Genomic DNA, 25794 nt, shown 5'->3' on the forward strand with positions numbered 1-25794 from the left:
GATTAAAAGTTAAGCGTGATATTTTGAATTGAAACGGTATGGGCACCGCTTGATACAGAATTGCTTGATGCGTAGCGAAACTTAGGCGCATCTCTCATTTGAGAGCAGGCCAGATTAGCAGTGTTCGCAGCAGACGATACCGTCGAGAATGTGGCAAAACTGGCCTTTGGATTATCTTGAAAACGCCCCGCCCCCAGTTGACTCGATACACTGGCTGAGAACATTTGAATACTAGCCAATTCAAAATCCAAGCTGGGATCGTCACCCAGTGTGATCGTCTGCATATTGCTTGAATGTGCTGAAGCCATCGTGTTTAAAGCCACAGTGGAAAAATTAAATATCGGGTCATCGCGGTGTAAAGCAACTTGCAGTGATGGGCTTTGAGCACCACCAAATACGTGCATGTCGTTTTTCAAGTTAACGCCAATTGTAAAGTCAATTTGCGTTCGCATCGGCTTAGTCGCAACCACAGACTGCCACATTTGTCCCTGTAATTTCGGGCTCAGGAAAGTATTGCCATTGCTATCAAGGTTTTCGCTTGCTATCGCCAATAGCTTTGCGCTATGTGGCACGCCACCATATTGCCACCACTCTTGCAGTTCCACCTTTGCACTGAGCACTTTCAGCGCATTGTTAACTGCACTTGATGTGCCTTTATACCTATGTCTCGGCACGCTGTCGGCAATGACTTTGCGCTGCACGTGCTCGGGCCAACCGCTGTCCCACACATCGACACTCAATGCATCAGCAAGCCATGGTAAAAACGTTGCGGGGCATTTCCACGGATCCCATAAATGATCGATTTTGACGGGGATCTGCAGCACTCGGTCACAGCAATGCTCCAAGGCCAATTCTAACTCTGTTGTATTCCCTTGCAGGGTAAAGTTAGACATACTCATCCCCTAGTTGAATCGATGCCCGAGTACAAAATGCGGCTTGATGTGCCTGTACAACAATATCCCACTGAGGTGCATTAAGTTCTACACGCTGAACCCCTTCACGATGGAGTACAGCAAACAAACCAGAAAGCGATATGTCATGACCAAGTTTATGGTGTTCATTGAGCCATGCGTTTAAGCTGTCCCTTGCTTCATCTACTAACGCAGTCCCATCCATACCTGGATAAATATGTATCACTGCATCAAGTTCAAACTCAACAATGTCTGCCGGCTTAATATGTACTCTGTCTGTCAACGGACGCACATTATCTTTATTGAGTTGGGATTGCACTTGCTCAATAACCTCTGGTGTAGCATGGCCATTGCCTTGATCTGTAAGCAAGGTTACAACAACGTCACCAGGTACAGGTTCTGGTGGTTGGGCACCAGATAGTACATCTGGTGTCAACCCTGCATCATCTGTACAAACCAGAAGACGAGCGCTCGATGGCAACAGGTTTTGTACTTGCGCAGGTAAATCCACGTAAGCAAATTGCGGCGCATCAACATGTACATCTTTAACATGCTGCGACCCTTTAAGTGCATGAAAAGCGTAAGCACCGGCAGGCCCTGCTGTACTGAAACCTTCCAGAGCCAATGCTATGCGCTCGCGATAACGCTCATCGTGCTCGTAAACCGCTTCACGAGGAGGTACTTGGTCATTGTCAGCTGGTACCAATAACGCTCGCTCCACACCAAAACGATTGCCTAAATAGTCAAGTTCACTGCTAGTGGCATGTGCCAGTAGCACCGCACTTGCGCTGTCATTGATGCGCTGGCGAAGCAACAGCTCGCGATATGCAAATGACTCAATGAGTTTTACTGCGGGATCGCTTACAAGACTCTGTTCAGCTTCTGGAAAACGAGTTTGGAAATCAGCTAAAATCTCATCCCTAATCTTGTCAAAGCTTAGAGGTTCAATGAGGTTTGGCGCCGGCAAACGGCTGAGATCAATGGCGCTAAAGTTTGTCAATGACATAACTAAGCTCTTCAATAGATTTAAGAGAAGCACCTGCGCTGATCACAGCAGGTACAAGGAACAGGAAAAGAATTTAAGATTTTGGATAGTTGGCCTTAATTACAGCCCTTGCATCCAACCATGCTTGCTTAGCATCAATGGTTGCCTGTGCCGCGTCGCCAAGCTCCGTGAGGTTAGCCATATAATCGATAAATAAATGGTCACATGACTGCGCATACCCATCTCGGCGAAAAGCTAAAACCTCTTTTTCAGAAAAAATAAGCTGATAATCTCCTTCAGCCACACCTGCACTCTTAGCTATTTTTTGCGCACTCTCTTGTGTGGTCAGGCCACCTGCTACAATGCGTCCTGTTGAAATTTGCTTTAAAATTGCCATGTTTATGCTCCTGTGGTTGCAGCGGTGTCAGTGTGAGTGTATGGGAAACCAACGCTGTCTGCCCAAACCATATTATCGCCGTGATTACCGGTACCAACATAAGGTAGGCACATTGCAACTTTCATTTTACCCAAGCCACTAAATAAAGGCTGGTGGCAACCGCCCCACCCAGACCTGATAGCATGTTTATATTGCCACCCTTTTCCTGAATCTGAGTGATTGCACTCAATGGTTGCCGAGCGGTTTGAAGAAGGATAAAAGCGAATTGTATCCGCACATTCGAGCACATTAACCCAACAGCTTGCTTGAGTTATAAACTCACCTCTCCCCCACCCAAAATGGGTATCACAGCCCTGAGATAAGACAAAAAAGCTGCCATTATTTACGTCACTATTGCGCCCTTTGGTAATTTCAATATCAAACAGTAAAACACGGTAATTAGAACCATAAAAAGCTTCTCCACCATGGTTTTTATAACCAATACCTCGGTTCTGAAAATCTTCGTTGGGTGTCAAACCATATTCGTCTAGTTTGTCTAAACTTACGCGAGTGACCGTACCCGTGCCTACCGTGCCATCATGCAAAAATGCCGTCCAAGGCGCTTTATGTGCAACCAAAACATCCGTTGGTGTGTTGTTAGCTTCACAAATAGAATTGAAATATTTAGAGTCAACCAATGTATTTGGCGCCAGTGGTAAGGATTTTTGAAAATCGCGGATTTTCGCATCAACCGCTTGTTCCTTAGCCGTTAAACGGCTTTCCACAGCCGCATTTTTTTGATCAATCTCCTGCGCTTTTTGCGCAACTCGATTGTCAATATCTTCAATTTTAGTATCAACCACATCGCTGAGCTTCTCTGCAGCTTCAACAACACGGGTAATGTCTTGCTCTAAAGACATAGTTCAACCTCCGTTTAGAAATAAAAAGCCCACCGAGTTGGTGGGCTGGGTTTGTTTGAAATTTTTAATGCTGGATTTCATCCAGCAGAATCTAGGGCATTACTTCAGAAGACTGCTTACGCCATGGGCACGGGATAGCGCCTCATCTAACGCGACCGCTTGACCCTTAACTTGATAAGGCAACTCTACCTCGCCACTAGCCACCTTTCCTTCAATTGCACCAATGGCATTTTTCAATGAATCTGTAGAGGCACGCATTTCTGCCAGAGAGTTAGCAGTTGATAACTTGTTTACAAAAACGCTCAGTTCATGAAGTAAAATATGGGAAATATCTGACGTAGAGCCTAACAAACTACCTTCGTCTGCTACTCGACTTGTAATTTTTTGCCTTCTCGCAATCCTTTCATTTCTCGTAATAATCTGTTTCTCGTTATCTATCGATATTTGGTCTGCTATCATATTGTCCATCATTATTTTCCTTATAGTTGTAATTCTGTACTCTCAATCATTGCGATATCGCCTGGTTTTAGTACCATGCCATTTCCTATATACATAGAATCAACACTGAGATTTAAATAATATTTATCTTCGATAGTCAGACGCAAATAGACATGGTTATCGCTGCCAACATATGAAAATGGCTCATGTGTCCCTAGCTCTTGCTTAAAGCCAAGTATGTTGCCGTTTTTGTAACAGTATCCAACAAACGTTGTGTCGACGAGCTTAGCTTTATGAAACTCATAACCACTCACCTTGATGTGGTACATTCGATTGTCTCGATCTAATTTATAGGGCAGCTTTATATGAATATATGTAGCGCCAACTGTAGCTGTAAAAAACCTTGCGATATCAATACTTCGGGTTCCTCGACCACCATCACCCAGTATTTGTTTATTCTCTAAGGCATTATCAACACGCTGCACTTGCTGAGAAATTGTCGTATCAATTTCATTTGTTTTCACAGCAACTTGCGAGTTCATCTCAGCAACTTTGTTATTTACTGTACTGTTAATATCTTCAATTTTTGTATCTACGATGCCAGTTAGCTGCTCTGCAGCACTGACGACATTTGCAATGTCTTGCTCTAAAGACATAATTTACCTCCAAGTAAAAAATAAAAAAGCCCACCAAATGGTGGGCTTTACGTTTAGTTTCAAAAATGAAAAATTATAATCAATAAGGTGTGCTCAATACCCAATTGATACTGCGCTTATTGCGCCTTGATGACAGCATCGACGCCGTTTGCACGGGCGATAATGTCAGCCATTACGTCGTTTTGACCTTTGGTTTGATAAGGAAAACTTAGTTCGCCACTGGTTACTTTTGTTTCTACATCACCAATCGCTGTTTTTAGTGACTCAGTAGAAGCGCGCATATCTGCAAGTGTTTGCGCTGCACTTAATTTATTTACAAAGCCACTCAGCTCGTTGAGTAGCAAATGTACTGTGTCTGATGTTGTACCAAGCAGAGATTCGGAATCAGCAACTTGTTGCTCAAGCGCTGAGCGAACAATTTCACGACTTTGTTGCAAAGCTTCATCCACTGTCAGCTCAACAGAAAATGTACTCTGTTCACCGAAGTTTTCCGCAACTAGCTGTGCAATCGCATGCTGTGGCATGTTCGCATCAAAAAACTGCTCTACTGCTTGTCCATTTACAATTAGTTTAGCCATTTATGTTATATCTCCTTTACTTTACGCAACCACATCAAAGGCTGCGTCACCAATGTAGGCAAACTGACTCCAAGCTTTGTCTAGTGGTACGTGACCCGATACAACAGCTGGAAGTGCAACTTGAATAACGCCAGTTTGATCCGCTGGTAAGTTTTTGCCTGGAACATAGGGGTGACAGTGCATATAATGATTTCGGCCACCAGCTCCATAATGGGCACCACATACCTTCGCAGGCTCGTTAGCCTGTAATCCAGTACACCAAAAACCTGTGGGAACAACCCCTCTGATATGCTTTACAATTGCCGCTACTGTCATTTGAGTTGGTCTACGACAGTATTGATACATCATATACGCATCTACGTGACTGTTTTCACCGCCACGGTTAGGCGCATATTCCAGCTCCCAAATATTAAAGTTTTGTGCAAACCACTTAGTATCTGATGTGATCGCCTGCAAGAACTCTCTAGCGAGTGGCGTACGTTGATTAGTTTCAACACCCGTTTCTACTTTCTCAAGTAAAGTTGCTTTAGTGACAAAACCACTTGCCCATGCTTCGGGGAAAGTGCCCGCTGAATTAGCAACTAAAGCTTGGTTTTTGCTCATTCTGAAATGCGACTGGCGCTCTTCATACGAATTTAGCAAAGCGTCTGCTCTTGCTAAATGCGCATCCACTTGCGTTTTGGTGCTGGCAACCGTTGAGCTCAGTGTTTGCTTTATTTCCGTGATTTGATTATCAACCGTTGCCGTTAAACCTTCAGTGGCTTCAACAACACGAGTGATATCTTGTTCTAAAGACATTGAATCTCTCCATAAATGCAAAAAGCCCGCATTGAGCGGGCTTTTAAAAAATCTGTTTCGAATTATTTTCCATGAAGTTTTGGATAACGAGCCTGAACAGACTTTCTGGCATGAAGCCAAGCTTGCTTTGCGTCAAATGCTTGTTGACTGTGCTCGCCGTGCTCCGCTTGCGCGGCTAAATATTTAAATGCCAGCCCGTCACTTTGCTGTTGATAGCCTAAAATACGAGCCGCCTGACATTGTGCTTGCTGTTGTAAAACTTTTGCCTCTTGCATCAGCTTTAGCGCTTCCTCAGCTAAAGTTTGTGCACGCTGGTTATCTACTTTTTTCATGAAATTTCCTTACAAAATACCTTTGTCAATTAATGCAAACTTTTGTTTTAAATGACGATACATATTCATGATCTGTGAACGAGCCATTTTGGCAAGTTCGGGAGCGATTAAGATATTGAAATCTACGCCCTTATCAATGATGGTAATGGCGTCGCCTGGCACACCAGTTAAAGTCAAATCAAACGCCAGTAGTAAATCAATATCGTTAGACTTGTACGCTATCGGGTCCGCTGCTGAGTAAACAGCAAATAAAACATGGCGAATTTGGCCATTAACTTCTTCTTCCGTGTAAAAGCCCACTTCATTTACAAAGAAGCCTTCCCCAGCCACTTTAGAGTCATCTCGTACCGTCAGATGCAGCTGCTTTTGCGCTTCATCGTATTCTGCGCAGTCAATATCTAATCGATATTGCTCCGCTTTTAGGCTTGTCGTGTTTTCATCCACTTGATGCACACCTGAGCCTATACCTATTTTAGTGATTTTTGCCTTAAAGCCTTTTTGCTGTGCTCTGAACACAGCAGCCAGCCCCGCTGACGTGATCACCGGTTGTAAAATCGTGCTCACTATTGCACTCCTTGTTTGTCAATATTTAAGATGCAGACACTGCATTGAAATACAAACGACAAACTGTCGTTTGCTTTGCACTTTTTGTCATGGCTCCCGCAGCACGGCAGCTAAATTCAATAAAGCGCGAAGGCATGGTTTGGTCACTGCGAATATAAGTTCTAACAACTTGACCTGAGCCTGTCGAAAGCGATGCGCCAAAGCCAAGTTTTGAGCTCACTCTGAGTTTTCGCTCACTAGAGGTATTCACGCGCTGGCGACTGACTAGCGGTACCTGCTTTCTAATAACAAGGGCACATCCGGCTTGAGCAGTTGAGGTGATCTTACGCTCAGAAGAAGATGCAGCATAATAGCGAGAAGAGGCTGTGCGATGCCCAGAAATAGCACCAGCGAGTGAAAGTGTACTGCTACCAGCACGCGTTTTTGTGTGCGGCATAACTTTGGCATAAAGTCGACTCGACGCAAAGCCGTGGCTACTGCTCGCAGCAGCTACTTGCGACGACATTTTCATACCAACTAAAAAGTCAAAATGCGCCCTTTGGGGCTTAGTTTGATTCGTCACACGGTTAATCGCATCATATAACTTTTGGTCTAAAACCACCGTGCGACTGGTATAGGGCACGTCATTTGCCCATGCGATAAATATAAAGGTGTGTGGCTCTCCGCTGTGATGAGGAGCGAGATATACATCATCAACATCTTCGAACCACTCAAAGAATTCAATCTCTAGTCCAAGCGACTCTAGTGCGCGCTTTACCGCACCCACTGTGCCTTTGTGTTTGTGCACACTGACTGAATTAACAATCATCGCTCGCTTTGTTTCAACGGGCCAGTCTTCTTTCCATTCATCGACTGAAAGTGCCCAAGCCAACCAAGGTAAAAGCGCCTCAGGGCAGGTCATGGGATCCCATTGAGAGCCTATATAGTCTGGGATCACAGTACGTGTGTCGAACTGCTCTCTGGTATGTGATAAATGTTGTTCTAATTGATATTCTAAATCTGTGCTATTGCGAGGCAGTAGTGATTTATCGCTCATAATTAGGCCTCGTCAGGAAATTGCAAGTTAATGTCAAGGTTGTACGCTTGATTTACCGACGGCTGTAAGTCCTCTGTTGGCGTGAGCAACTTAACTTTTCTCACTCCGGGCTGATGAAGCGCATCAATGATCCCTGAGTGTGGAATTTCCGTGCCCAGTTTACAATTCATCGCCATAAATGCATCGAGTGATTGTAGTATTGTCAGTTCAACTTGCTGTTTGTTAGCACCGATATTTAGGTAAATTTGAGCACTGAGCGTCGCTTTTGTCGGCATTACCCACTGCGTCACCACTTTATCTGTAAGGGGTCGAATATCTTCATCATTTAAACGCGTATCAATATCTGCTTTTATGGCATTGGCTTGTGTTTCTGTCATCGTATTTATCAAAGCATAGATATTCACATACCCCGGTTGCTCTGAGTCGACATACACATCTTTCACCTGATCATTGGCTGATAAGGTATGATATTCGTATGCACCTCTGGTTCCAGCCATACTGTAGCTTTCTAATGACAAAGGAATGCGCTGTCGGTATCGCTCGTCGGCTTCGTCCGTATCTCTCCCTACTCCAAACAAAGCACCTAAATGATCCAAATCATCACCTTGAGAAAATGCCAACATCACGGACTTTGCAGCATCATTGATCCTTTGGCGAAGCAAAAGCTCTCGATAAGAGGCAACTTCAATTAATTTGATTGCTGGATCAGAGGCCAACAAAGCGTGATCCGGCAACTTTTCGAGCAACGCTTGCTCCATTTGCTTATAAATCTCATCATAACTAAGCGCTTCAATAACCTGAGGTGGTGGCAGTTTAGCTAATTCGATGGCTGTACTCACAATTCGTCTCCTGATAATACGTTTGCACACGAACGCACATGCAATCTCATAGCTTGTGCACATGATTTAAGTGATTAATTACAAAGAATGGATTTTTAAACAGTGGCCTGAATAGGCACTAGGGGTTATTGCGGTTTGCACTCAACAAGGCATCGAGCTTTTTGTCGATAGAGTCGAGGCGCTTTTCGATCCGTTTTTGATCTTCCTTTCGGATCTGTTTCAAGTGCGCGAGCTCTTGGGAATTAGAAGTAATTCTTTTATCTAAGTCACTTAGGTATAAGATACTTGATACAACCAAGGCAATCGTCGTAAGAATGTGGGCCAAACTCAATTCCTTTTTCATTTGCCAGTTTTCAGGTTGTCTCACTTTGTTACTCCTTTCAACTTTTCAATGGTTCTGAGCCCAGCCAGACCTAACATGCCCAAAGTAAGCTCAAGCATCACCTCAAGTGGTAACACAGGCACACCATGCTCTGGAAATAGCCATTGCAAAATTGGGTTGATCACAAAAGCAAATAGAAACCCAAGCCCACATACCCACATTAAAAAAGGCCTTGCACCTGCGACAAAACGACTGCGATGACTTGCCTGAACTGAGTTTATTTGCGCCTGTATTTCACTTTGCTTATTGAGCAACCTAGCTTTAATGACATGCTGCTCCAACAGTTCCTCTTCACTGGTATACAAGTCGTCTATTATCTCACCAACCACTTGCAATGGTTCCTTTACACTGCCTGAAAACAAATTGGTTAACCAGTTCATGATTGCCACTCCCCGCTCAACATCTGCTGTGCTAATTCCTGTGCACGACTAGGTACTTGACTCGCCCACCGGCTATCAAGCATTTCTACTGCAGCATCTTCAAACTCTCCTTGTTGTACATGAGCAAGCATTTTTTTGAATCCCATCAACCCCTGCAAGCCAATATTTAAGGCCATATTTGTCAGCACCGCGACCCTCGCTTCATTGCAGTGCGAAATGTCGATACGACGCTTTACACCTGCCAGTGCATTTTGAATATCTTGCGCGAGTAAATACTCCGCCTCATCTTTATCCACTCCTTTATTGTCTAAGTTTCTGCCATAACCTATCGTCAGTTTTCCTCCCGTACAGTAATACGGAAAGCGTCGATAGCCCTCATGTTTCTTGATTTGCTCAACCGTATTCATGATCGACATATGATTTCCTACTATTTAGTAGCTCAACTCCAGCATAAGCGTTCTTTCAGCCTTAGTTAGCCAAAACTCTGCCGAGCGTTTTGTATCAAAGCCAAGCATTTTTGCAGCCTGACTCAGTTCAACATCCAGCAAATACTTTGCTCGTATTGCACGGATACATTCTGGTCGCAGTTTACTGATCAACTGCCCCAGTAATTCAATTTCTTCGGGTACGTTCATCATGTCACTGGAGAAGTAATTGGTATGCCCGCCTCCAGTTTGCTCGGTGACGGCTTGACGGCTGAAGCCCTTGCCCAGTTCTCGCTGCCGCCAATATTTGCCCCAACGTCTTAAGGCTGTGCGAATTTGTTTAATGGTTATTTGTGTCGCAATCATTGAGCTTTCCTATTACTTCTAAAATATCGAGTGAATAAACATCTTCTACTAGACCAATCACATCATTCCATTTCGGACTGTACTCTTTATTTTCCCAGCGCCTGAGAGTGCGCTCTTCAATCCCATAATTGGCCGCAGACTCGGCTTGAGTGAAGCCGCGCATGCGTCTAGCAAAACGGAGGATCTCCGCGCCAAGCGGAGTTCGCTTATTTTTAAAAATTCTGTTTGATGAGTAACTTGACTGTGTCATTGCGATCCTTACCGATTGGTCAGTTAAGCTTCTTGGTGATGTGAAATGTGTTCAGCAATTGGTGAATTATCAGAGCCAAAAGCTGTGAGGTTTATCTAGACTGCTCGCTTTGCAATGTATGCTAATCAGTCCGTATTCTTCGGCTTCCTAATAAGGAAGCATTTGTTCTCATATATAATTATGAACAATTATTGAGGTGCTCTGAGCAACATAGAAGTTAACGGCTTTTCTTCATAGCTTTGCTGAGCATAGGTAAATAATACCTTTTTTTAGGAGTTGAAACAGGTCAAAAATGCCCTAACAATAAAGACTTAAAAAAAATGCTCTTATTTCCCACATATTAAACACCACACTTTGTTTCAATTTATTTTCAAATGTAAACAAATTAAATTAAGCTCTTTTGAGCAATAAAGATTGATGATTTGCAGTCGGTAGTTAGTGATCCCAGAGGTGCTACTGACCTTGTTTCGTATCAAAAAGTACTCAAGTCAAGCTAACTTGCCACCTAATCTTCTGACTTGCATTGAATGCACCGTAAGTTGTAACTACAATAGCGGAAATAAAAAATAAGTCGGAACAGATTCATGGCTCAATATATTTATACAATGTCGCGGGTGAGCAAAGTTGTGCCACCTAAGCGCACTATCCTAAAAGATATTTCTTTGTGTTTTTTCCCTGGCGCGAAAATTGGTGTACTTGGTCTAAATGGCGCAGGTAAGTCTACCCTACTGCGCATCATGGCAGGTGTAGACACTGAGTTTGAAGGGGAAGCTCGTCCACAACCCGGTACGAAAATTGGTTACCTACCACAGGAACCAGTATTAGACGAAAGCAAAACCGTCCGCGAAACCATCGAAGAAGCCGTAAGTGAAGTTAAAAATGCACTTACGCGTCTAGATGAAGTTTATGCAGAGTATGCGATGGACGGAGCTGACTTCGACGCGCTAGCAAAAGAGCAAGGCGAACTGGAAGCGATCATTCAAGCTCATGACGGTCATAACTTAGACAATGCACTAGAGCGTGCGGCTGATGCATTGCGATTACCAGAATGGGATGCAAAAATTGAAAACTTGTCTGGTGGTGAAAGACGCCGTGTTGCAATTTGTCGCCTCCTACTTGAAAAGCCGGACATGCTGCTTCTGGACGAACCGACCAACCACCTTGATGCCGAATCGGTCGCATGGCTTGAACGCTTCCTGCACGACTATGAAGGTACTGTTGTCGCAATTACCCACGACCGTTACTTCTTAGACAACGTTGCAGGTTGGATCTTAGAATTAGACCGCGGCCATGGTATCCCTTGGGAAGGTAACTACACTTCTTGGCTTGAGCAAAAAGATGCACGTCTTAAACAAGAAGAAAAATCTGAGAAAGCACGCCAAAAATCAATTGAAAAAGAACTCGAGTGGGTTCGTTCAAATCCAAAAGGCCGTCAAGCGAAGTCAAAAGCACGTATGGCTCAGTTTACTGAACTTCAGCAGTCAGATTATCAAAAGCGTAACGAGACCAATGAACTCTTTATTCCACCTGGTCCACGCTTAGGTGATCAAGTTATTGAAGTGAATAACCTGAAAAAAGGCTTTGGCGACCGCGTTCTAATTGACGACCTAAGCTTCTCTATGCCAAAAGGGGCTATCGTCGGTATTATCGGTGCCAACGGTGCGGGTAAATCAACACTATTTAGAATGCTAAGCGGTGAAGAACAACCGGACAGTGGTGAGATCAAATTAGGTGACACTGTCGAACTTGCTACTGTTGAGCAGTTCCGTGATAACATGGACGACGGCAACACGGTTTTCCAAGAGATTTCTAATGGCCAAGATATTCTTAAAATTGGCAACTTTGAAATCCCAAGCCGTGCCTATGTTGGTCGTTTTAACTTTAAAGGAAACGACCAGCAAAAGTTCGTAAAAGAACTCTCTGGTGGTGAACGTAATCGTCTACACCTTGCTAAACTGCTAAAAGCGGGTGGCAACGTGATCCTACTGGATGAACCAACCAACGACCTTGACGTTGAAACGCTACGCGCATTGGAAAACGCAATTTTGGAATTCCCAGGCTGTGTTATGTGTATTTCGCACGACCGTTGGTTCCTTGACCGTATCGCAACGCACATTCTCGATTACCGTGACGAGGGTCAAATTAACTTCTTTGATGGTAACTATACTGAATACGAAGAGTGGTTAAAGAAAACTTTTGGTGCTGAAGCGGCTGAGCCTAAGCGTATCAAATACAAAAAGATCGGTTAATTCGAACCGCTTTTGAATTACAAGCCCTGACCTTTTTCAGGGCTTTTTTATATCTGGTTAGTCCGCCAAAATATGACTAAACTTGAATTAACAGTATGACGAGATCAACTTATGACAGAACGCAGAAAATTTTCCCGGATTCTATTTTCTAACGCAGCCACGCTGATGACAACCACTGGTGATTATCAGTGCGAAATTATTGACTTGTCATTAAATGGGGCTCTTATCACGCTCCCTATTGGACTCACTCCACTGAAAGGACAACCGGCTAGTTTAAAATTTATGCTGCCAGGCAGTGAAATTGAAATAAACATGGAAGTCGAAATTCGCCATATCGAGGAAGCTCATTTAGGATTACACTGTGCACAGATAGACATAGATAGTGTTACCCACTTGAAACGTTTGATAGAATTAAACATCGGTGATGATGATATTCTTCACCGTGAATTGGAGCACTTACTACTTCACGAATAAGAACATAAAAGGTATATAACCCCATGATTTTGGAGTCTTTACAGGGATTCATTCCATTTATTTTGTATTTTTTGATCGGCTACCTGCTGATCCTGACTTTTTTATATGTTTATACCAAAGTAACACCACACTGTGAGTGGAAATTGGTAAAAGAAGATAATCCAGCAGCGGCAACAGCATTTGGCGGCACATTGATTGGTTTCACTCTGCCAATTGCCAGCGCAGCAGTCAACGCAGTTTCCTTGGTAGATTTTGCAATTTGGGGCATCATTGCGGGTGTAATGCAGCTAGTAACTTTCTTTCTAGTACGTCTATACATGCCTAAATTGTCCGAGAAAATTGAAAACAATCATATAAGCGCTGGATTGTTTCTAGGTGGAGCTTCACTGGCAACGGGTATTCTTAATGCTGCCTGTATGACCTATTAAGGAGTAAGTATGAAACGCAGCAAGCAAATCAAACTTACTCTAGTGATGGGCACCACAGCAGGTTTAGCTGGCTGTTCAGACTCTGAAGAATCTGCATTACTCTTTGAAGATGTGAATGAGTGCACTTCATTTGGTGTTGAGACAGAGTCGTGCTTATATCATTACGAACAAGCCAAAGATCAACATCTATCGGAAGCTCCGCGATATGCTACTGAGCAGCTGTGTGAAAGCGACTTTGGGTATGAGCGATGTGAGAATAATGGCGGTTTATGGCGTCCCGTTATGGCAGGCTTTATGGTTGCGTTACTTGCAGAAGCCGTAGACGAAGGTCTAGATGCGATGAAAAAACGCAAAAAAAGAAAAGCAGCCTTTTTAAGCGGAAAATATTACTCTGGTGCCAAACCTCTTTATCGCAGCAAAGATGATTTTTTTCAATATCGTAATGCACAAAATAACGTTGTTTCCAGCGTCAACTCCGCCGGCACAACAACAGTAAAAAGCACGTCGATCAACTATCAACCTAAACCGAGTAAAACCGTAACACGAACAAAAAGTCGTGGTGGATTTGGCCGCAGTGCCAGTTCGAGGAGCTGGGGGGGATAACCTCTCCCTCCTCACAGTAAACCAACTCCTACACATTATGCTAAGAATACCGATCCAGCCTAGAGCTGACTGGCAACAGCAAGCCAATGCATTGGGCTTTAAATTTCATACTATGCATGGTCAACCCTATTGGGATGAAAGTGCCTACTACCAATTTACCCTGACGCAAATAGAACAAGATATTGAAGCTCCAACGCAAGAGCTTCATGAGATGCTGCTCTTTTTAGTTGATAAAATATGTGATGACGATGAGTTATTGCACCGCTTTGCTATCCCAGAAAAGTTCTGGTCGACAGTCAGGCGCTCATGGCTGCGCAAAGATCCTCATCTCTACGGTCGCTTTGATTTCTGCTATGACGGCACCTCCCATGCTAAGCTCTTAGAAGCCAATTATGATACGCCGACATCATTGTTTGAAACAGCTTATTGGCAATGGATGTGGTTAGAGCAGCAAGTATCAGCCGGAAGCCTGCCGAGAAGCAGTGATCAATACAATAGTATTCAGGAGCAGCTGATCTCTCGATTTCGTCATATACACAAGTTCAATCGAACTCATGTCCTGCATTTTAGTTGCTGCAAAGATACAGAAGAAGACAAAGGTACGGTGGACTACCTCAGAAGTTGCGCTCTTGAAGCGGGCATCCCCTGTCGATTCACCTACATTGAAGATATTGGGCTCAGCACTGAAAATCGTTTTACAGATCTGGCAGACAATGCCATCGACTGGTGTTTTAAGTTATATCCATGGGAGTTTATGTTTAATGATGAGTATGCGGATCCGTTGCAAACTCTGTCCACTCAATGGTTAGAGCCAGCTTGGAAATCAATACTATCCAACAAAGCCATTTTACCTTTGCTATGGCAATACTTTCCAAACCACCCCAATTTACTACCAGCTTATTTTAGTGATCAAAAATACAAACTAGACACGCGAAAAGGCAGTGTTAAGAAACCTATTTTCTCGCGTGAGGGAGCAAATATTGAAATTTTAAGAGAAGGGCAAGTGATAGCGCATTCTACTGGCACTTATGGTGATGAAGGTTTTATATATCAAGAGTTTAAAGCACTACCAAAATTTGCAGGTGAACATATTGTGGTCGGCAGTTGGATGATAGGCGACCAACCTGCAGGGATTGGGCTGAGAGCTGATACGAGTTTAATCACACAAGATATGAGTCGTTTCGTACCTCACATAATATTGGGTTGATAGCACACTCATGGTGACAAAAAAGCAGTCTCTCGACTGCTTTTTAGATTAGGATTTCTTCTGGTAAATTATCCCTGGGTTACAACGTAACATTTCAAAGTCGTTGCTTAGTCCCGCCATCGACTCTGATGCTCCCAAAAACAAATAACCATTTGGATTCAATGCCTGAGCAAACTGAGAAATGATTTTCGCTTTGACTTCAGGAGAAAAATAAATCAATACGTTACGGCAGAAGATAACGTCAAACTTACCCAAAAGCGCGTAGGAATCCAGTAGGTTTAAATGACGGAAATTGACCATTTTTCGAATTGGGTCAACAACTCGTGCCATCCCATTTCCACTGTCCATAAAAAACTTTTTACGTCTTTCAGGAGATAACCCTCGCGCCAGCGCTAATGCATCATATTCGGCATTTTTACACATATCCAGCATGGTGTTAGAAATATCTGTACCCACCACTTGTGCGCCCATCTTTAACGCACCAGGGTTTTGCGATTGATACTCACTGGTTGACATCGCAATCGAGTAAGGCTCTTGGCCTGAAGAACTCGCCGCTGACCAAATCTTTACGGGCCTGCGTAAATCCTTAAATTCAGGATAAATTTTCTTTTTAAGCAGTTCAAACGGGTATTGATCTCGAAACCACAAAGTCTCATTCGTCGTCATCGCATCGACCACAGCAGCTCTGAGCTGTCTTTCGTGTGGGCTGAGCGTTTTTGTTACCAAAGACGATAATGAATCGACATTAAATCGGGACATTAAAGGCGCAAGGCGGCTTTTGACCAAATAAAGCTTATTATCGCCAAGTACTATGCCACACTGCTGCTCTAAAAAGGTGCGAAACTGATCGTACTCGCTTTGCTCTAAATGTTTATTTTCCAAGGTTTACCACCACTTATTAATCACAATGAACCCATTTTTTCACAGCCGAAGCCAGCTCATCCGGGTTAAATTTGGCAATAAAGTCATCTGCACCCACTTTTTCAATCATTGCCTGATTGAATACCCCACTTAGTGAAGTATGTAGGATGACATGTAAAGGCGCTAGTTTAGGATCTGCCTTAATTTCAGCCGTTAAGGTATAGCCATCCATTTCTGGCATCTCTACATCAGAAATTAATAACCCAACACGCTCTGTGATGTCGTTTTGGCAATCTACTTCTGCAATTTCTTTGAGCCTGATTAGCGCTTCTTTACCATTTTTCGCTAGTTCAGTTTGCACACCCAAAGGTTCAAGTGCTCTTTTTACTTGGTTTCGTGCAACGGCAGAGTCGTCTGCAATGAATACAATACGTTCACCAAGGTCTTTTTGCATCTCGCCATCTGCGACAATATCTTGACTAACTTCAGTATTTATTGGGCAGATTTCGTTCAAGATTTTTTCAACGTCAAGGATCTCTACCAGTTCTTCTTCGATTTCTGTCACCGCTGTCACGTATGAATAGCGACCAGCTCCCGATGGCGGAGGCATGATTCGTTCCCAATTCATGTTCACGATACGCTCAACAGCACCAACTAAAAAGCCCTGCACAGAGCGGTTGTATTCGGCAATGATCACAAAACAGTTTTTAATATCTTCAATTGGGGGACCACCTACCGCAAGCGACATATCAATTACGGAAATAGTTTGGCCACGAATATGTGCAACACCACGCACATACGAATTAGATTTTGGCATGGCTGTAAGAGGTGGGCACTGCAATACTTCTCTTACTTTAAAAACATTGATACCGAAGCGTTGGCGCCCCTTCAAACGAAAGAGTAATAGTTCAAGTCGGTTTTGACCCACCAACTGTGTTCGTTGGTTAACTGAGTCTAAAATACCTGCCATTTCATTCTCCTACTCAAAATACAGCTTATCGGAACAATGTTTGCTTGTCATATAGCATTCAAAGTTGCCCTTGAAGCGGTGAAGCAATTCACGCAAAATCTTTATACCTTGTTTCACCCCATAAGCATAGTCGAAACATCATGAGTTTGTTAAAAAATACAATTGCAGTTCAATTCTTTCTCATTTTGGCATATTTTTTAGCCAAGCAGCCTGTTTACGCTCACACCTATGAGCCAGAACAAATTCAGGAAGTCGCAATAAAGTATGTGGAAAAACATACCACTGCGGACCCAAAAGGGGAAGTTAATGTCTCTGCGTTACCACTGGATTCTCGGCTCCCCAATCGACAATGTAAGTTGCCACTAAAAGTTTCTAGCAAAGCTTCTCCTCCTTTTAACCGTCAAGTTACAGTGCAGGTCCGCTGTAACGACAAGAAGAACTGGGTACAATTTGTGCATATAAAAATAGAAACTTTATATCCGGTCATTGTCAGCACTCAGCAGCTGGACAAGGGGACTGTATTGCAAGTTGGCGATCTGAAAATGGCAATGCGTCCAAAACACTTTGTTCGCGCTTCAAACATTGATAGCATTGATATGTTGGTTGGTAGTAAAACGAAACGTCGCATCCAAGCTGACAAAGCCATCAATTTGCGTCATGTTTGTATGGTTTGTAAAGGAGACTCTGTCATAATAGTGGCAGGCAATGGGCACTTTGCTATCAAAACTCAGGGGATCGCCCTGCAAGATGGCAATCTCGGCGAGCAAATTCGTGTAAAAAATGTAAAATCAGGGAAAACCATCCGAGCACGCGTAAAAGATGTTGATTCAGTTGCGGTCAATATTTAAAATTTTTGCTAAAGTTAGTAGTGGAATGGTCGATAAAAAGACTGAAACAACTATTTATATGGGTCAATGTCATGGTTAATAACATTAACGGTCAAAATCAGCCAAACAATGTTGCTAATAATATTAAGCAACAACGTGCTGAATTGCAAAGAAATGATGCAAGTAATACGGCAACAAAGCCTGCTGCTCAACAAAAAGCGGCCTCAGATTCGGTTAGCTTGACGCCACAGGCACAGCAATTAAAAGGCTTGCAAGACAAAGCACAACAAACTCCAGCATTTGATAGTAAGAAAGTAGAAGAGCTTAAAAAAGCCATTTCAGAAGGCAAGTATCAGGTTGACGCTGAGAAACTTGCCAAAAATATAGCGGCATTTGAATTCGATTTATATGGATAAAGATATTGAGCTGTGTATACAGCAACTTACGGCACAAATTACATCACTAGAAGCTTTGACCCAGCTTCTAGACGATGAACTAACCGCGCTCAGTTCTAGAAACGGCGATGGCTTAAAAGATATCGCGCGGCAAAAAATTACCTTCTTAAATACAATACAGAAGACTGATAAAAGTTTATCAACTTACCCGAAAGAGTTGTTTCAAGATCCGGATGTGGCGCCCTTAACGGAGCAAATCAATTTATTGCTAATCAAATGCAAAAACCAAAATGAGGTGAATGCCAAGGCAGCTCATTTAGCACATATGACAGTGCGTGAATTAAAAGAGATATTGATTGGCAGGCCAATGTCGACCACTTACACTGAAGAAGGAAATGTGGTTGAAAACGTAGGCGAAATCGTCAAAAACCTCAAAGCTTAAGTTAATCTTAGCGACAAAAAAAAGCACTGTGTCGACAGTGCTTTTTTTTGTTAGAAATGGCTAGTAGTACGTGACTCTTTGAATCTTTTTCGGTTTTACTTGACCAATATAAAGGTCATATACGGTTTTCATATCGAGCTCCAACTCAGTGGTATAAATATCACCCACTGCATATGACTTAAGTACTCGGGCACCTCGGATCACCCCCTGAACTTGGCTGCGCAACCCATCATTTTGTGCAACGACGCCCCGCACGGTAGTCGTGGCATTAAGCTGGTGGCCGTAAACCTGCTCGGCTAGCTCTCGATACGCTTCCAGTTTAGATACTTTAATTGCCATAAGCATTTTTTCACTATCGCTCGCCCCTGGCTGTGCGTCCAAAGGCGCGTACCCTATCGCTTTTAAAACCGGGTAGCTATCTGGTTGAACGTAACTATATTCTACATGTTTGTCGATAATTGAACTGCAGCCAGCAAGACCTACCACTACACCTATGGCTAAAATTTTGCTAATTTTAAATAACTTTCGCATATGTTACCGACTCCTAATCATGCCAAATTGCCTTTGTGTTAATATGGCATGCACAAATTGCGCCAATGCTATTGGCATAGGATTTGCTGAACTATGAAATAGAAGTCAAAATTTTGATATGGTATTGAACGATGAAAAAAGTAAGTAGTACAGCTCTTGTAGCCTGTTTACTAAGCTTTAGTGCTCAAGCAGAATGGTTTGAAGTAACAGGGTATGCAAATGCATACACAACTGACAGAGCAGCGGCAAGGCAAGAAGCTGTGCAAGATGCCATAACACAAGCGCTGATTTTTTCTGGTGCCACTGTATCAAGCATTCAAACGCTCGCAGATGGCGTGCTTGCACAAGATCATATAAAAATTAAAAGCCACGGTGAAATCCAAGAGATCAATCTAGTATCAGAAAACACTAAAGATGGTGTTATGAGTGTAACTCTTCACTTAGATATCTTCCCTAAACAACAGCAGTGCCCCGAAGAGTCGTTTAATAAACAGATCACGATAACCCAAAGCCAGCTGATGCAACCTCATCAAGCCAGACTTGGTCAAATTTTTGACATACATAAATCGACCAGTGAACGCATGTATCACACATTGATGCAACGCAATATGTCGGTCAAGCCTATCCCATTTATAGATAAGAGCATTAATGTACGTGCGTTCTTTTCACAAAATTTTGATTACGACGCTCAGCTTATTGAGAGCCTCACAGCTTCAAGCAATAGCCAATATGTATTGCTCAGCCAAATAACAGACCTCGCCAGTACACAACAATTAAACAGTGATTATGCTTTTTGGCAAGATGACGAATACGTGAGAAGTTTCAAAATAGATTTTGCCGCTTTCGACGCAATCAGCAAAGATAAAGTATGGCAACAACACTATAGCGTAACAGGTGTGTGGCCCTATGAAAAAACCAAGATCATCGACGTATATAGCGACACCTTTTGGCATACTGACTATGGCAAACGCATACAAGGTGTTTTTAATAGCCTTGCCCAAGATCTAAACCAAGCTTTTTCATGTCTGCCAACAAAAGGTAGGATCCTTCACAAAGATCAAGATCAGGTTGTAATTAACTTAGGCAGTGCTCATGGGCTAAAAGAAGGGCAGATTTTGAGTATCGCACACCGCAGTGACGTTGCAGGTGAGAGAAACCAGTTTTTTACGCGCAGCATTCAAACAATTAATCGTGTCAAAGTAACACAAGTTAATGCCCAAAATGCCATCGCAAAAAATATAAACAGCAGACCAATGAACAATATCCAAATAAACGATATTGTCGAACTTATCATCGCCCCCAGTGAAGACTTTGCACTATAACCTGGCTTCTCTGGAGCCTTTTAAACTCAAATTATTCAGCTGGCGTCCCCGGTAGGAATCGAACCTACATCAAAGCCTTAGGAGGGCCCCGTTTTATCCATTAAACTACGGGGACACGCTATCACATCAGAGGATAAACTCTTGTTTGTGCGGTTATATTTATAACAGCGCTAAACCCTAAATGACAAGTATATTTTGAAAATAGTACGCAAAAACAGAAACCTAAATGCGCAATTAAGGTATAGAGTTAGAAATGAGCTAGTTTTGGAGCCATGGCTTGACTACTTACAGCTGCCAAGCCTAGCAGGTCAATAAGTGACTGTCGCACTGGGATGAAGGATAAAATAAGGAATAATCACATTGCTGCTTGCCACAACCAAACGGCTATCAAAATCCAATAGTCGAGAATTGACCTCTACTCCCCTGTCACGATAGATCATAGTTCCGGTTAAAACATGGCTTGGTACCGGGTTTTGTGGGAGTTTTTTTGCATCCCGAGACAAAATAAAGTCACCATTTCTAGTTACTGCAATACCGCGGTGAGATTTAAAGTCAAGCGCGGGGTAACCCAATTTTTGAAATTGGTGTATCATCGACTCAGCCAGCTGATTTCCCAGCTGGTTGCTGTTTCGCAAACTTTTATCAAAACTCACAAAACTCGTAATTGCAACTGCATTGGGAGAAACCCCCGACATGGAATCAGTTAACTCCAATGCAATTTGTCCAGCATAATTGGCCAGCTGCTTATTATGGGAGTAGCTGACAAAGCCCGGATCAGTGTATTCGACCTCTGAGGGTGTGTTTAAGTCATTGGCCAACTGAGCAAGCTGCAACGATTGCTGTGCTTGTTTCGACTGCTGCCCTTTAGGCACTATTTGCGAATGCTGACTGCTCTCACAGCCAAACAGCGCTACCAGGCAGCTAACTAATGCTATGCTGTGTTTCATTGCCATTACCTGCTTGCTCTTTCCAATCGAATACCATCGTGGCCAATACCATCTCGTAACGCGTTAACAACAGACTGAGGCAAAAACCCCTGTGCAGTCCCCACGACAGCTTTGCTTTTTACGCCGACAATTCGCGCGTTGACTAGCACACCACCTTGATGGTTTGCCAAAGTTCCTGCCAGCACGTAGTTAAAGGTATGCTCATCTGATAACTCTAAAAAGTCACGGCTAAATATAAAGTCCCCTTGCTTGGTAACTCGCATAAAGTCGGTCGTTTTAAAGTCAACAACAGGTACACCAAAGTTATGCAGCTCATGAACGAAGCTCTCTGACAGCTGGTTACCTAGCAACGAGCCATAGTTGTAATCTTCATCTAAAAAGACAAAGGTCGCTACTGCGATTGGCGTTCGGTCGTTCACATAGCGCAAGTTACCAATCATGTCTTGCATCAAATTTTGTACATAGTGGGTCACATTTCGACTAGCCATTTGCTGAGACACGGTCATGCCATGCATTCCTCCAGGGTGTACCTGAAACTGGCTTTCAGAGCTAGCAAAAGCATTTTTATCCACCACCATTGCCTTGCTGTTATGACGATCACTGTCAGTACTCGAGCAGCCGAATAACACAGGCAATAAAAGTGATAATGCATACTTTTTCATATCTTTCTCCGTTAATATTGGCCGCGATGAAGTAACCCATCTCGCATTTGTACTTGCTCTGTTCCCCACAAGGTCTCTTTTGGCAAGCTAATTGAAGCGGCTGACATTGTCTTGCTATTGACCATATCTATTAACCTCGCGTGTATGGTGTAAGAATTAATACTCTCACTCACACTGCCCGTCAAAATAAGGTCAAATTTGTGACGATCTTTGAGCTTTTCTATATCTCGGCTCAAAACACTATCGGCACTGTCTGATAGATTGATTGCTTTTTGCATCCGAAATTCAACAACCTGTAAGCCCATTTGCGTTAAATACGTAATGAAACTCTCTTGCACTTGATTACTCAAACCAGCACCTTGATTATTTAACGTATCGGCACCGAGCCCATTATCTTTAAAAAAGCTGGTGACGGCGACTGAAACGCCAGGTTTTAGTGGCTTGCTATACTGACTTAACTGTGTCGCTAACTCTCCAACATAGCTGTGAACGCTACGCATGGGAGGCGCTTGCTTTGGACTTTGTTTTGCACTTGAGCCAAGCCAAGCGCTTGTGCTACATCCTGCAAGCAAGCTTACAAGCACCAAGATTAGAAATCGCATAATGACATACCTCTGGTTTATTGACGTATTTAATGCAAAAATCGAACCAAATTAGATTACATACAATATAAAAGTCGCACAAAGATTTATCACGTCGTATCTTGCATGGATTTGCTTAACGATTATTGCGCAACGGAAATACGCTCAACCTCACACGCGATGTGATTTTGCTTAAGTTTAAGGCAAGCTCTTGCCGCCTGCTGTGACTGTTTAGCAAACTTGTAACCAAGTAAGTATTTTTTTCGCTTTTTGTCATGTACGTAAAAAGGCTTTGTCGAAAATAAATGCCTCGACCGTTTAAACACAATCGCCACGTAGGCCTGTAATATTGTCAAAGAGTCGAACTCCCCTCCTCTAGCAATATAGCCTTTGTAATGGGGCAATTGTTCTACTAACAAATCAACTTCAAGCAGCACATCACCGAGATTTGAAAGCGCCACTTCTACCGTATTGTGCTGCCTAAAGTTATCCGTTGAACGCTTTTTGACCCTCGCTTCATATTGACCGGGTCGAATATTACTAAAGACGTAGTAACCATCGTAGGCTGATTTAACCGTCGCAACCACCTTTTGATTGCGGCCAACTAACTCAATATCAGCATACGCCAAAGGCTGCTCTTGTCCATTGAGATCTTTTTCATACGCCACGCCTTCGAGCTCACCGGCATGCACCACGGGATATTCCAAATAAGCGAGAAACCCTTTACGAGGCGTGATCGAACGACCGTCATGTGCTGCAATATAAAATGGATCTGGCAGTGATTCTTCATCCATCACAATATCAGTTTGCCTATTGAGTGGCATGTTTCCCAGCAAAGCGACACCTTTCGTATCGGTAAACGCTTGGGAAAAACCTTGTACTGATCGTATTTTCACGCCCTCCAAAAGCCTATCATTGCCATCAAATATCGCATTGTTATTTTGATCTAAAAAGACTTTTACTAATACCGAGCCAGTACTGGCAAGACGCCTGTCGGTGATAAAAAACTCATTGCTGTAGCTTTGATATCCCAAGCTAAATTGTCCAGTCAGCCCCACTTGCCAGTCATCGTTTTGAAGATAGCTAAATCGCCCAGTTAGTCTAAATCTGTCGTGTTGCCAATTTACCCCTGCACCGATTTCATAATCTTCATTAATCAACGATTTAGTGTAGTCCAGCTCGACATCAAACTGGCTGTCTAGGATACGGCTCAGCTGTATTTGGTAATCAGATAGCTGTTTTTGTGGGTGTAGCTGATAACTCAGCCCAATCCGGCCATATGTACCTCGGACTCGCCCTTGCCAACGCGTGATCCCCTTCAGTGTGTGGTCTGACGCCGAATTAGTTTGGTGGTAATCCAACTGGTTACTAAAAGTGCCAAACTGCGTCGCCACAGAAAGTAAACTGGATCCTAAGAAATCGCTTCCAGCTTGTTCACGACGCCAGTTAAGTGTGTTTTGGTAATTAAGCCGCACATGGTTATGTCTGTATAATGTACCTGCAGCCCGAACAGCAAACTCTTGTGTGTGTTGCAGCAATGCTTGTCCTAGCTCAGTACGCACTTTGTGATCGGTAAGTACAAAACTAAGTGCATGCTGATTTACCTGCGTACGACCTTGAAACTGATAATAACGTGCGCCCTGATCATCACGGCTTAAATCCACGTTTAAAATCCCCTTATTCCAAACGTCATAACTTGCCCCTATATTGAGCTGAGAAACATTTTCTTGTCCCTCTAAGCCATAGCGCATGCCACCATATACAGAAAGGTCATCACTGAAGCCATAGTCATACCTGCTGAGTAGATTCCAGCCCGAAATATCAGGCATACCTACATTGTCACCTAATAGCGTTTTTCCAGTATCAACAATCGATGTATCAAAATACCCTTCACCCTCGGCAATATTATTCCCTGCAACAAAGTAAGAGCGGCTCTCTTGAAGCACTTGACCTTGTGGCCCGTACATCACCAGTTCAAATTCATTACTACCAAAATAGAGCTCTATTGATTCAAAATCATATAACCCAGATTGTACGTTTAGTCTTTGATCTATCATCAATCCATTTTGATACAGCTCCACATCCCAACCAACTTGGATCACACCACTGATCCTCACAGTTTGTGTATCAATTTGCCTGTAGAGAGGCCTGTCACTGACTCGGACCCCACGAGCATATGAGGTGCGATAGTTACCTCCAATGCGCGTACCCAGCACATCTCCAATTTCAACTTGCGTCGCTGTGATGGGACCAAAATCAACCCCACTTTCATTTTCCCTACTTGCACTGATACGGCTTTCACTTAAAAGATCGCCTGAGCGCCCACTTAAAAAATAAGCTGTGTTCCAAAATGCGATATCTTGACTGCCAAGCAAAGATAGAGAGGCGACATTGTCTTTCAAATTCATTGTGTTAAATGAACCTTGAATATCAAGTAAAGGCGGGCTCCACACTTGATACGGGGTCGCTTTCCAAGGCAGAACTGGTGACTGTTGAGCTGTTCCTGGGCTGAATTGACGATTTTGCCTCTCTATACGCCGCTCAATTGGTAGCTGTTGTTCACTGCTCATTTGCAACTTTAAGTCTTGATAATTAAACTTGAACTGCAACCCAAACCAGCTCGATACTCTGCGAGCATCAAAATAGACTTCACCGTCAATCTGAGCAAAATCGCTTGTGTCAAAACGCACTATTTGGTCCCCCACAACAGCTTCTCTGAGCTTTAAATCAAGTGAAAAACGCTGCGCTTGATCAATAAACCACCCATTGTATCGAGATACATTTTCGTCATATGAAATCGCAAAATCTAAAGCAGAAAACAGGCTTTGCAACTCTAGCTGAACCCCTGTTTTACTCTTCCTAGCGAACACCTCAGAGAGATAATAACCCTCCATATAGAGTGAAAAAAACAGTACTTCACCGGTTTGAATGCGGTCTTCGCCATAGCTAAGTACGGAGTATGTTTGCCCTATAGTATTTTCTGTATTGGCATGACTAAAATAAGGGATCGCTGCACTGACACAAAGTAGCGCAGCAATGAAACACTTGGAGATCACAGT

General features: G+C 43.2%; 33 protein-coding genes and 1 tRNA gene. 9 read left to right on the plus strand and 25 right to left on the minus strand.

Annotated features, from left to right (window positions below; genetic code table 11):
* Positions 1–2 precede the first annotated feature (2 nt).
* From J8M00_RS08075 to J8M00_RS08155, 17 genes are all read right to left on the minus strand, one after another.
* The gene (locus tag J8M00_RS08075) at positions 3–893 is read right to left on the minus strand and encodes a phage tail protein I (protein WP_211009775.1); all 891 of its coding nucleotides are present in this window, start codon (positions 891–893) and stop codon (positions 3–5) included.
* Complete coding sequence (locus J8M00_RS08080; protein WP_211009776.1) at positions 886–1917, minus strand: baseplate assembly protein; 1032 nt, start codon at positions 1915–1917, stop codon at positions 886–888. Before J8M00_RS08080 ends, J8M00_RS08075 begins: the two co-directional genes overlap by 8 nt.
* A 73-nt stretch (positions 1918–1990) precedes the next feature.
* Entirely contained in the window at positions 1991–2293 is a 303-nt protein-coding gene (locus tag J8M00_RS08085) for a hypothetical protein (RefSeq protein WP_211009777.1), read from the minus strand.
* 2 nt (positions 2294–2295) lie between these two features.
* Positions 2296–3192: a hypothetical protein gene (locus tag J8M00_RS08090; RefSeq protein WP_211009778.1), complete on the minus strand. Its 897-nt coding sequence runs from the start codon at positions 3190–3192 to the stop codon at positions 2296–2298.
* 99 nt (positions 3193–3291) lie between these two features.
* Complete coding sequence (locus J8M00_RS08095; protein WP_211009779.1) at positions 3292–3663, minus strand: hypothetical protein; 372 nt, start codon at positions 3661–3663, stop codon at positions 3292–3294.
* An 8-nt stretch (positions 3664–3671) separates the two neighbouring features.
* Positions 3672–4286: a hypothetical protein gene (locus J8M00_RS08100; RefSeq protein WP_211009780.1), complete on the minus strand. Its 615-nt coding sequence runs from the start codon at positions 4284–4286 to the stop codon at positions 3672–3674.
* Positions 4287–4402: 116 nt separating this feature from the next.
* Positions 4403–4864 carry a hypothetical protein gene (locus J8M00_RS08105; RefSeq protein ID WP_211009781.1) on the minus strand — a complete coding sequence of 154 codons (462 nt, stop codon included), beginning with the start codon at positions 4862–4864 and terminating at the stop codon, positions 4403–4405.
* Positions 4865–4885: 21 nt separating this feature from the next.
* Positions 4886–5662, minus strand: coding sequence for a hypothetical protein (locus J8M00_RS08110; protein ID WP_211009782.1), 777 nt, complete (start codon positions 5660–5662; stop codon positions 4886–4888).
* A 62-nt stretch (positions 5663–5724) separates the two neighbouring features.
* Positions 5725–5994 (minus strand): hypothetical protein, encoded by a 270-nt coding sequence (locus tag J8M00_RS08115; protein WP_023397099.1) that lies wholly within the window; start codon positions 5992–5994, stop codon positions 5725–5727.
* A 9-nt stretch (positions 5995–6003) separates the two neighbouring features.
* Positions 6004–6558 carry a phage tail protein gene (locus J8M00_RS08120; protein WP_211009783.1) on the minus strand — a complete coding sequence of 185 codons (555 nt, stop codon included), beginning with the start codon at positions 6556–6558 and terminating at the stop codon, positions 6004–6006.
* Between the two features lie 25 nt (positions 6559–6583).
* Positions 6584–7594: a phage tail protein I gene (locus J8M00_RS08125; RefSeq protein ID WP_211009784.1), complete on the minus strand. Its 1011-nt coding sequence runs from the start codon at positions 7592–7594 to the stop codon at positions 6584–6586.
* A 2-nt stretch (positions 7595–7596) separates the two neighbouring features.
* Positions 7597–8433 (minus strand): baseplate assembly protein, encoded by an 837-nt coding sequence (locus tag J8M00_RS08130; RefSeq protein WP_211009785.1) that lies wholly within the window; start codon positions 8431–8433, stop codon positions 7597–7599.
* Positions 8434–8551: 118 nt separating this feature from the next.
* Complete coding sequence (locus J8M00_RS08135) at positions 8552–8800, minus strand: hypothetical protein (protein ID WP_023397103.1); 249 nt, start codon at positions 8798–8800, stop codon at positions 8552–8554.
* Positions 8797–9195: a 3TM-type holin gene (locus J8M00_RS08140; protein WP_023397104.1), complete on the minus strand. Its 399-nt coding sequence runs from the start codon at positions 9193–9195 to the stop codon at positions 8797–8799. Before J8M00_RS08140 ends, J8M00_RS08135 begins: the two co-directional genes overlap by 4 nt.
* Positions 9192–9611, minus strand: coding sequence for a glycoside hydrolase family protein (locus J8M00_RS08145; RefSeq protein ID WP_211009786.1), 420 nt, complete (start codon positions 9609–9611; stop codon positions 9192–9194). The genes J8M00_RS08140 and J8M00_RS08145 overlap by 4 nt, the downstream gene beginning before the upstream one ends.
* 15 nt (positions 9612–9626) lie before the next feature.
* A complete protein-coding gene (locus J8M00_RS08150; protein WP_211009787.1) occupies positions 9627–9986 on the minus strand; it encodes a hypothetical protein in 360 nt (119 codons plus the stop codon).
* Positions 9961–10236 (minus strand): helix-turn-helix domain-containing protein, encoded by a 276-nt coding sequence (locus J8M00_RS08155; protein ID WP_023397107.1) that lies wholly within the window; start codon positions 10234–10236, stop codon positions 9961–9963. The genes J8M00_RS08150 and J8M00_RS08155 overlap by 26 nt, the downstream gene beginning before the upstream one ends.
* 584 nt (positions 10237–10820) lie before the next feature.
* On the opposite strand from J8M00_RS08155, the gene ettA reads away from it, so the two are divergent.
* From ettA to J8M00_RS08180, 5 genes are all read left to right on the plus strand, one after another.
* Positions 10821–12485 (plus strand): energy-dependent translational throttle protein EttA, encoded by a 1665-nt coding sequence (ettA, locus tag J8M00_RS08160; RefSeq protein ID WP_023397108.1) that lies wholly within the window; start codon positions 10821–10823, stop codon positions 12483–12485.
* 111 nt (positions 12486–12596) lie between these two features.
* Complete coding sequence (locus J8M00_RS08165; RefSeq protein ID WP_023397109.1) at positions 12597–12959, plus strand: PilZ domain-containing protein; 363 nt, start codon at positions 12597–12599, stop codon at positions 12957–12959.
* Between the two features lie 23 nt (positions 12960–12982).
* Positions 12983–13387, plus strand: coding sequence for a DUF350 domain-containing protein (locus tag J8M00_RS08170; protein ID WP_211009788.1), 405 nt, complete (start codon positions 12983–12985; stop codon positions 13385–13387).
* Between the two features lie 9 nt (positions 13388–13396).
* A complete protein-coding gene (locus J8M00_RS08175; RefSeq protein ID WP_211009789.1) occupies positions 13397–13990 on the plus strand; it encodes a DUF1190 domain-containing protein in 594 nt (197 codons plus the stop codon).
* Between the two features lie 37 nt (positions 13991–14027).
* The gene (locus J8M00_RS08180) at positions 14028–15197 is read left to right on the plus strand and encodes a glutathionylspermidine synthase family protein (RefSeq protein WP_211009927.1); all 1170 of its coding nucleotides are present in this window, start codon (positions 14028–14030) and stop codon (positions 15195–15197) included.
* 48 nt (positions 15198–15245) lie between these two features.
* On the opposite strand, the gene J8M00_RS08185 is transcribed toward J8M00_RS08180, so the two are convergent.
* The gene (locus J8M00_RS08185) at positions 15246–16079 is read right to left on the minus strand and encodes a CheR family methyltransferase (protein ID WP_023397113.1); all 834 of its coding nucleotides are present in this window, start codon (positions 16077–16079) and stop codon (positions 15246–15248) included.
* Between the two features lie 16 nt (positions 16080–16095).
* The gene (locus J8M00_RS08190; protein ID WP_023397114.1) at positions 16096–17028 is read right to left on the minus strand and encodes a chemotaxis protein CheV; all 933 of its coding nucleotides are present in this window, start codon (positions 17026–17028) and stop codon (positions 16096–16098) included.
* Positions 17029–17168: 140 nt separating this feature from the next.
* Between J8M00_RS08190 and flgA the strand changes: the two genes are divergently transcribed.
* The 3 genes from flgA to flgN all read left to right on the plus strand — a co-directional run bounded on the left by flgA (position 17169) and on the right by flgN (position 18692).
* A complete protein-coding gene (flgA, locus tag J8M00_RS08195) occupies positions 17169–17876 on the plus strand; it encodes a flagellar basal body P-ring formation chaperone FlgA (RefSeq protein WP_211009790.1) in 708 nt (235 codons plus the stop codon).
* A gap of 71 nt (positions 17877–17947) precedes the next feature.
* Entirely contained in the window at positions 17948–18271 is a 324-nt protein-coding gene (flgM, locus tag J8M00_RS08200; protein ID WP_211009791.1) for a flagellar biosynthesis anti-sigma factor FlgM, read from the plus strand.
* The gene (gene flgN, locus J8M00_RS08205) at positions 18264–18692 is read left to right on the plus strand and encodes a flagellar export chaperone FlgN (RefSeq protein ID WP_211009792.1); all 429 of its coding nucleotides are present in this window, start codon (positions 18264–18266) and stop codon (positions 18690–18692) included. Before flgM ends, flgN begins: the two co-directional genes overlap by 8 nt.
* A 60-nt stretch (positions 18693–18752) precedes the next feature.
* Here flgN and J8M00_RS08210 read toward each other — a convergent pair whose 3' ends face one another.
* Positions 18753–19223 (minus strand): LPP20 family lipoprotein, encoded by a 471-nt coding sequence (locus J8M00_RS08210; RefSeq protein WP_211009793.1) that lies wholly within the window; start codon positions 19221–19223, stop codon positions 18753–18755.
* Positions 19224–19354: 131 nt separating this feature from the next.
* Here J8M00_RS08210 and J8M00_RS08215 point away from each other — a divergent pair, with 131 nt between their 5' ends.
* Entirely contained in the window at positions 19355–20545 is a 1191-nt protein-coding gene (locus tag J8M00_RS08215) for a flagellar assembly protein T N-terminal domain-containing protein (RefSeq protein WP_211009794.1), read from the plus strand.
* 40 nt (positions 20546–20585) lie between these two features.
* Here the strand turns inward: J8M00_RS08215 and J8M00_RS08220 are convergent.
* From J8M00_RS08220 to J8M00_RS08240, 5 genes are all read right to left on the minus strand, one after another.
* Positions 20586–20660 (minus strand) — tRNA-Arg (locus J8M00_RS08220).
* 193 nt (positions 20661–20853) lie between these two features.
* Positions 20854–21492 (minus strand): FlgO family outer membrane protein, encoded by a 639-nt coding sequence (locus tag J8M00_RS08225; protein ID WP_211009795.1) that lies wholly within the window; start codon positions 21490–21492, stop codon positions 20854–20856.
* Between the two features lie 5 nt (positions 21493–21497).
* Positions 21498–22154 (minus strand): FlgO family outer membrane protein, encoded by a 657-nt coding sequence (locus J8M00_RS08230; RefSeq protein ID WP_211009796.1) that lies wholly within the window; start codon positions 22152–22154, stop codon positions 21498–21500.
* A gap of 11 nt (positions 22155–22165) precedes the next feature.
* Positions 22166–22756: a FlgO family outer membrane protein gene (locus tag J8M00_RS08235; RefSeq protein ID WP_211009797.1), complete on the minus strand. Its 591-nt coding sequence runs from the start codon at positions 22754–22756 to the stop codon at positions 22166–22168.
* A gap of 122 nt (positions 22757–22878) precedes the next feature.
* Positions 22879–25791 carry a hypothetical protein gene (locus J8M00_RS08240; protein WP_211009798.1) on the minus strand — a complete coding sequence of 971 codons (2913 nt, stop codon included), beginning with the start codon at positions 25789–25791 and terminating at the stop codon, positions 22879–22881.
* Positions 25792–25794: the final 3 nt, after the last annotated feature.

The sequence above is a fragment of the Pseudoalteromonas luteoviolacea genome, assembly GCF_018100925.1.
GTDB lineage: Bacteria > Pseudomonadota > Gammaproteobacteria > Enterobacterales > Alteromonadaceae > Pseudoalteromonas > Pseudoalteromonas obscura.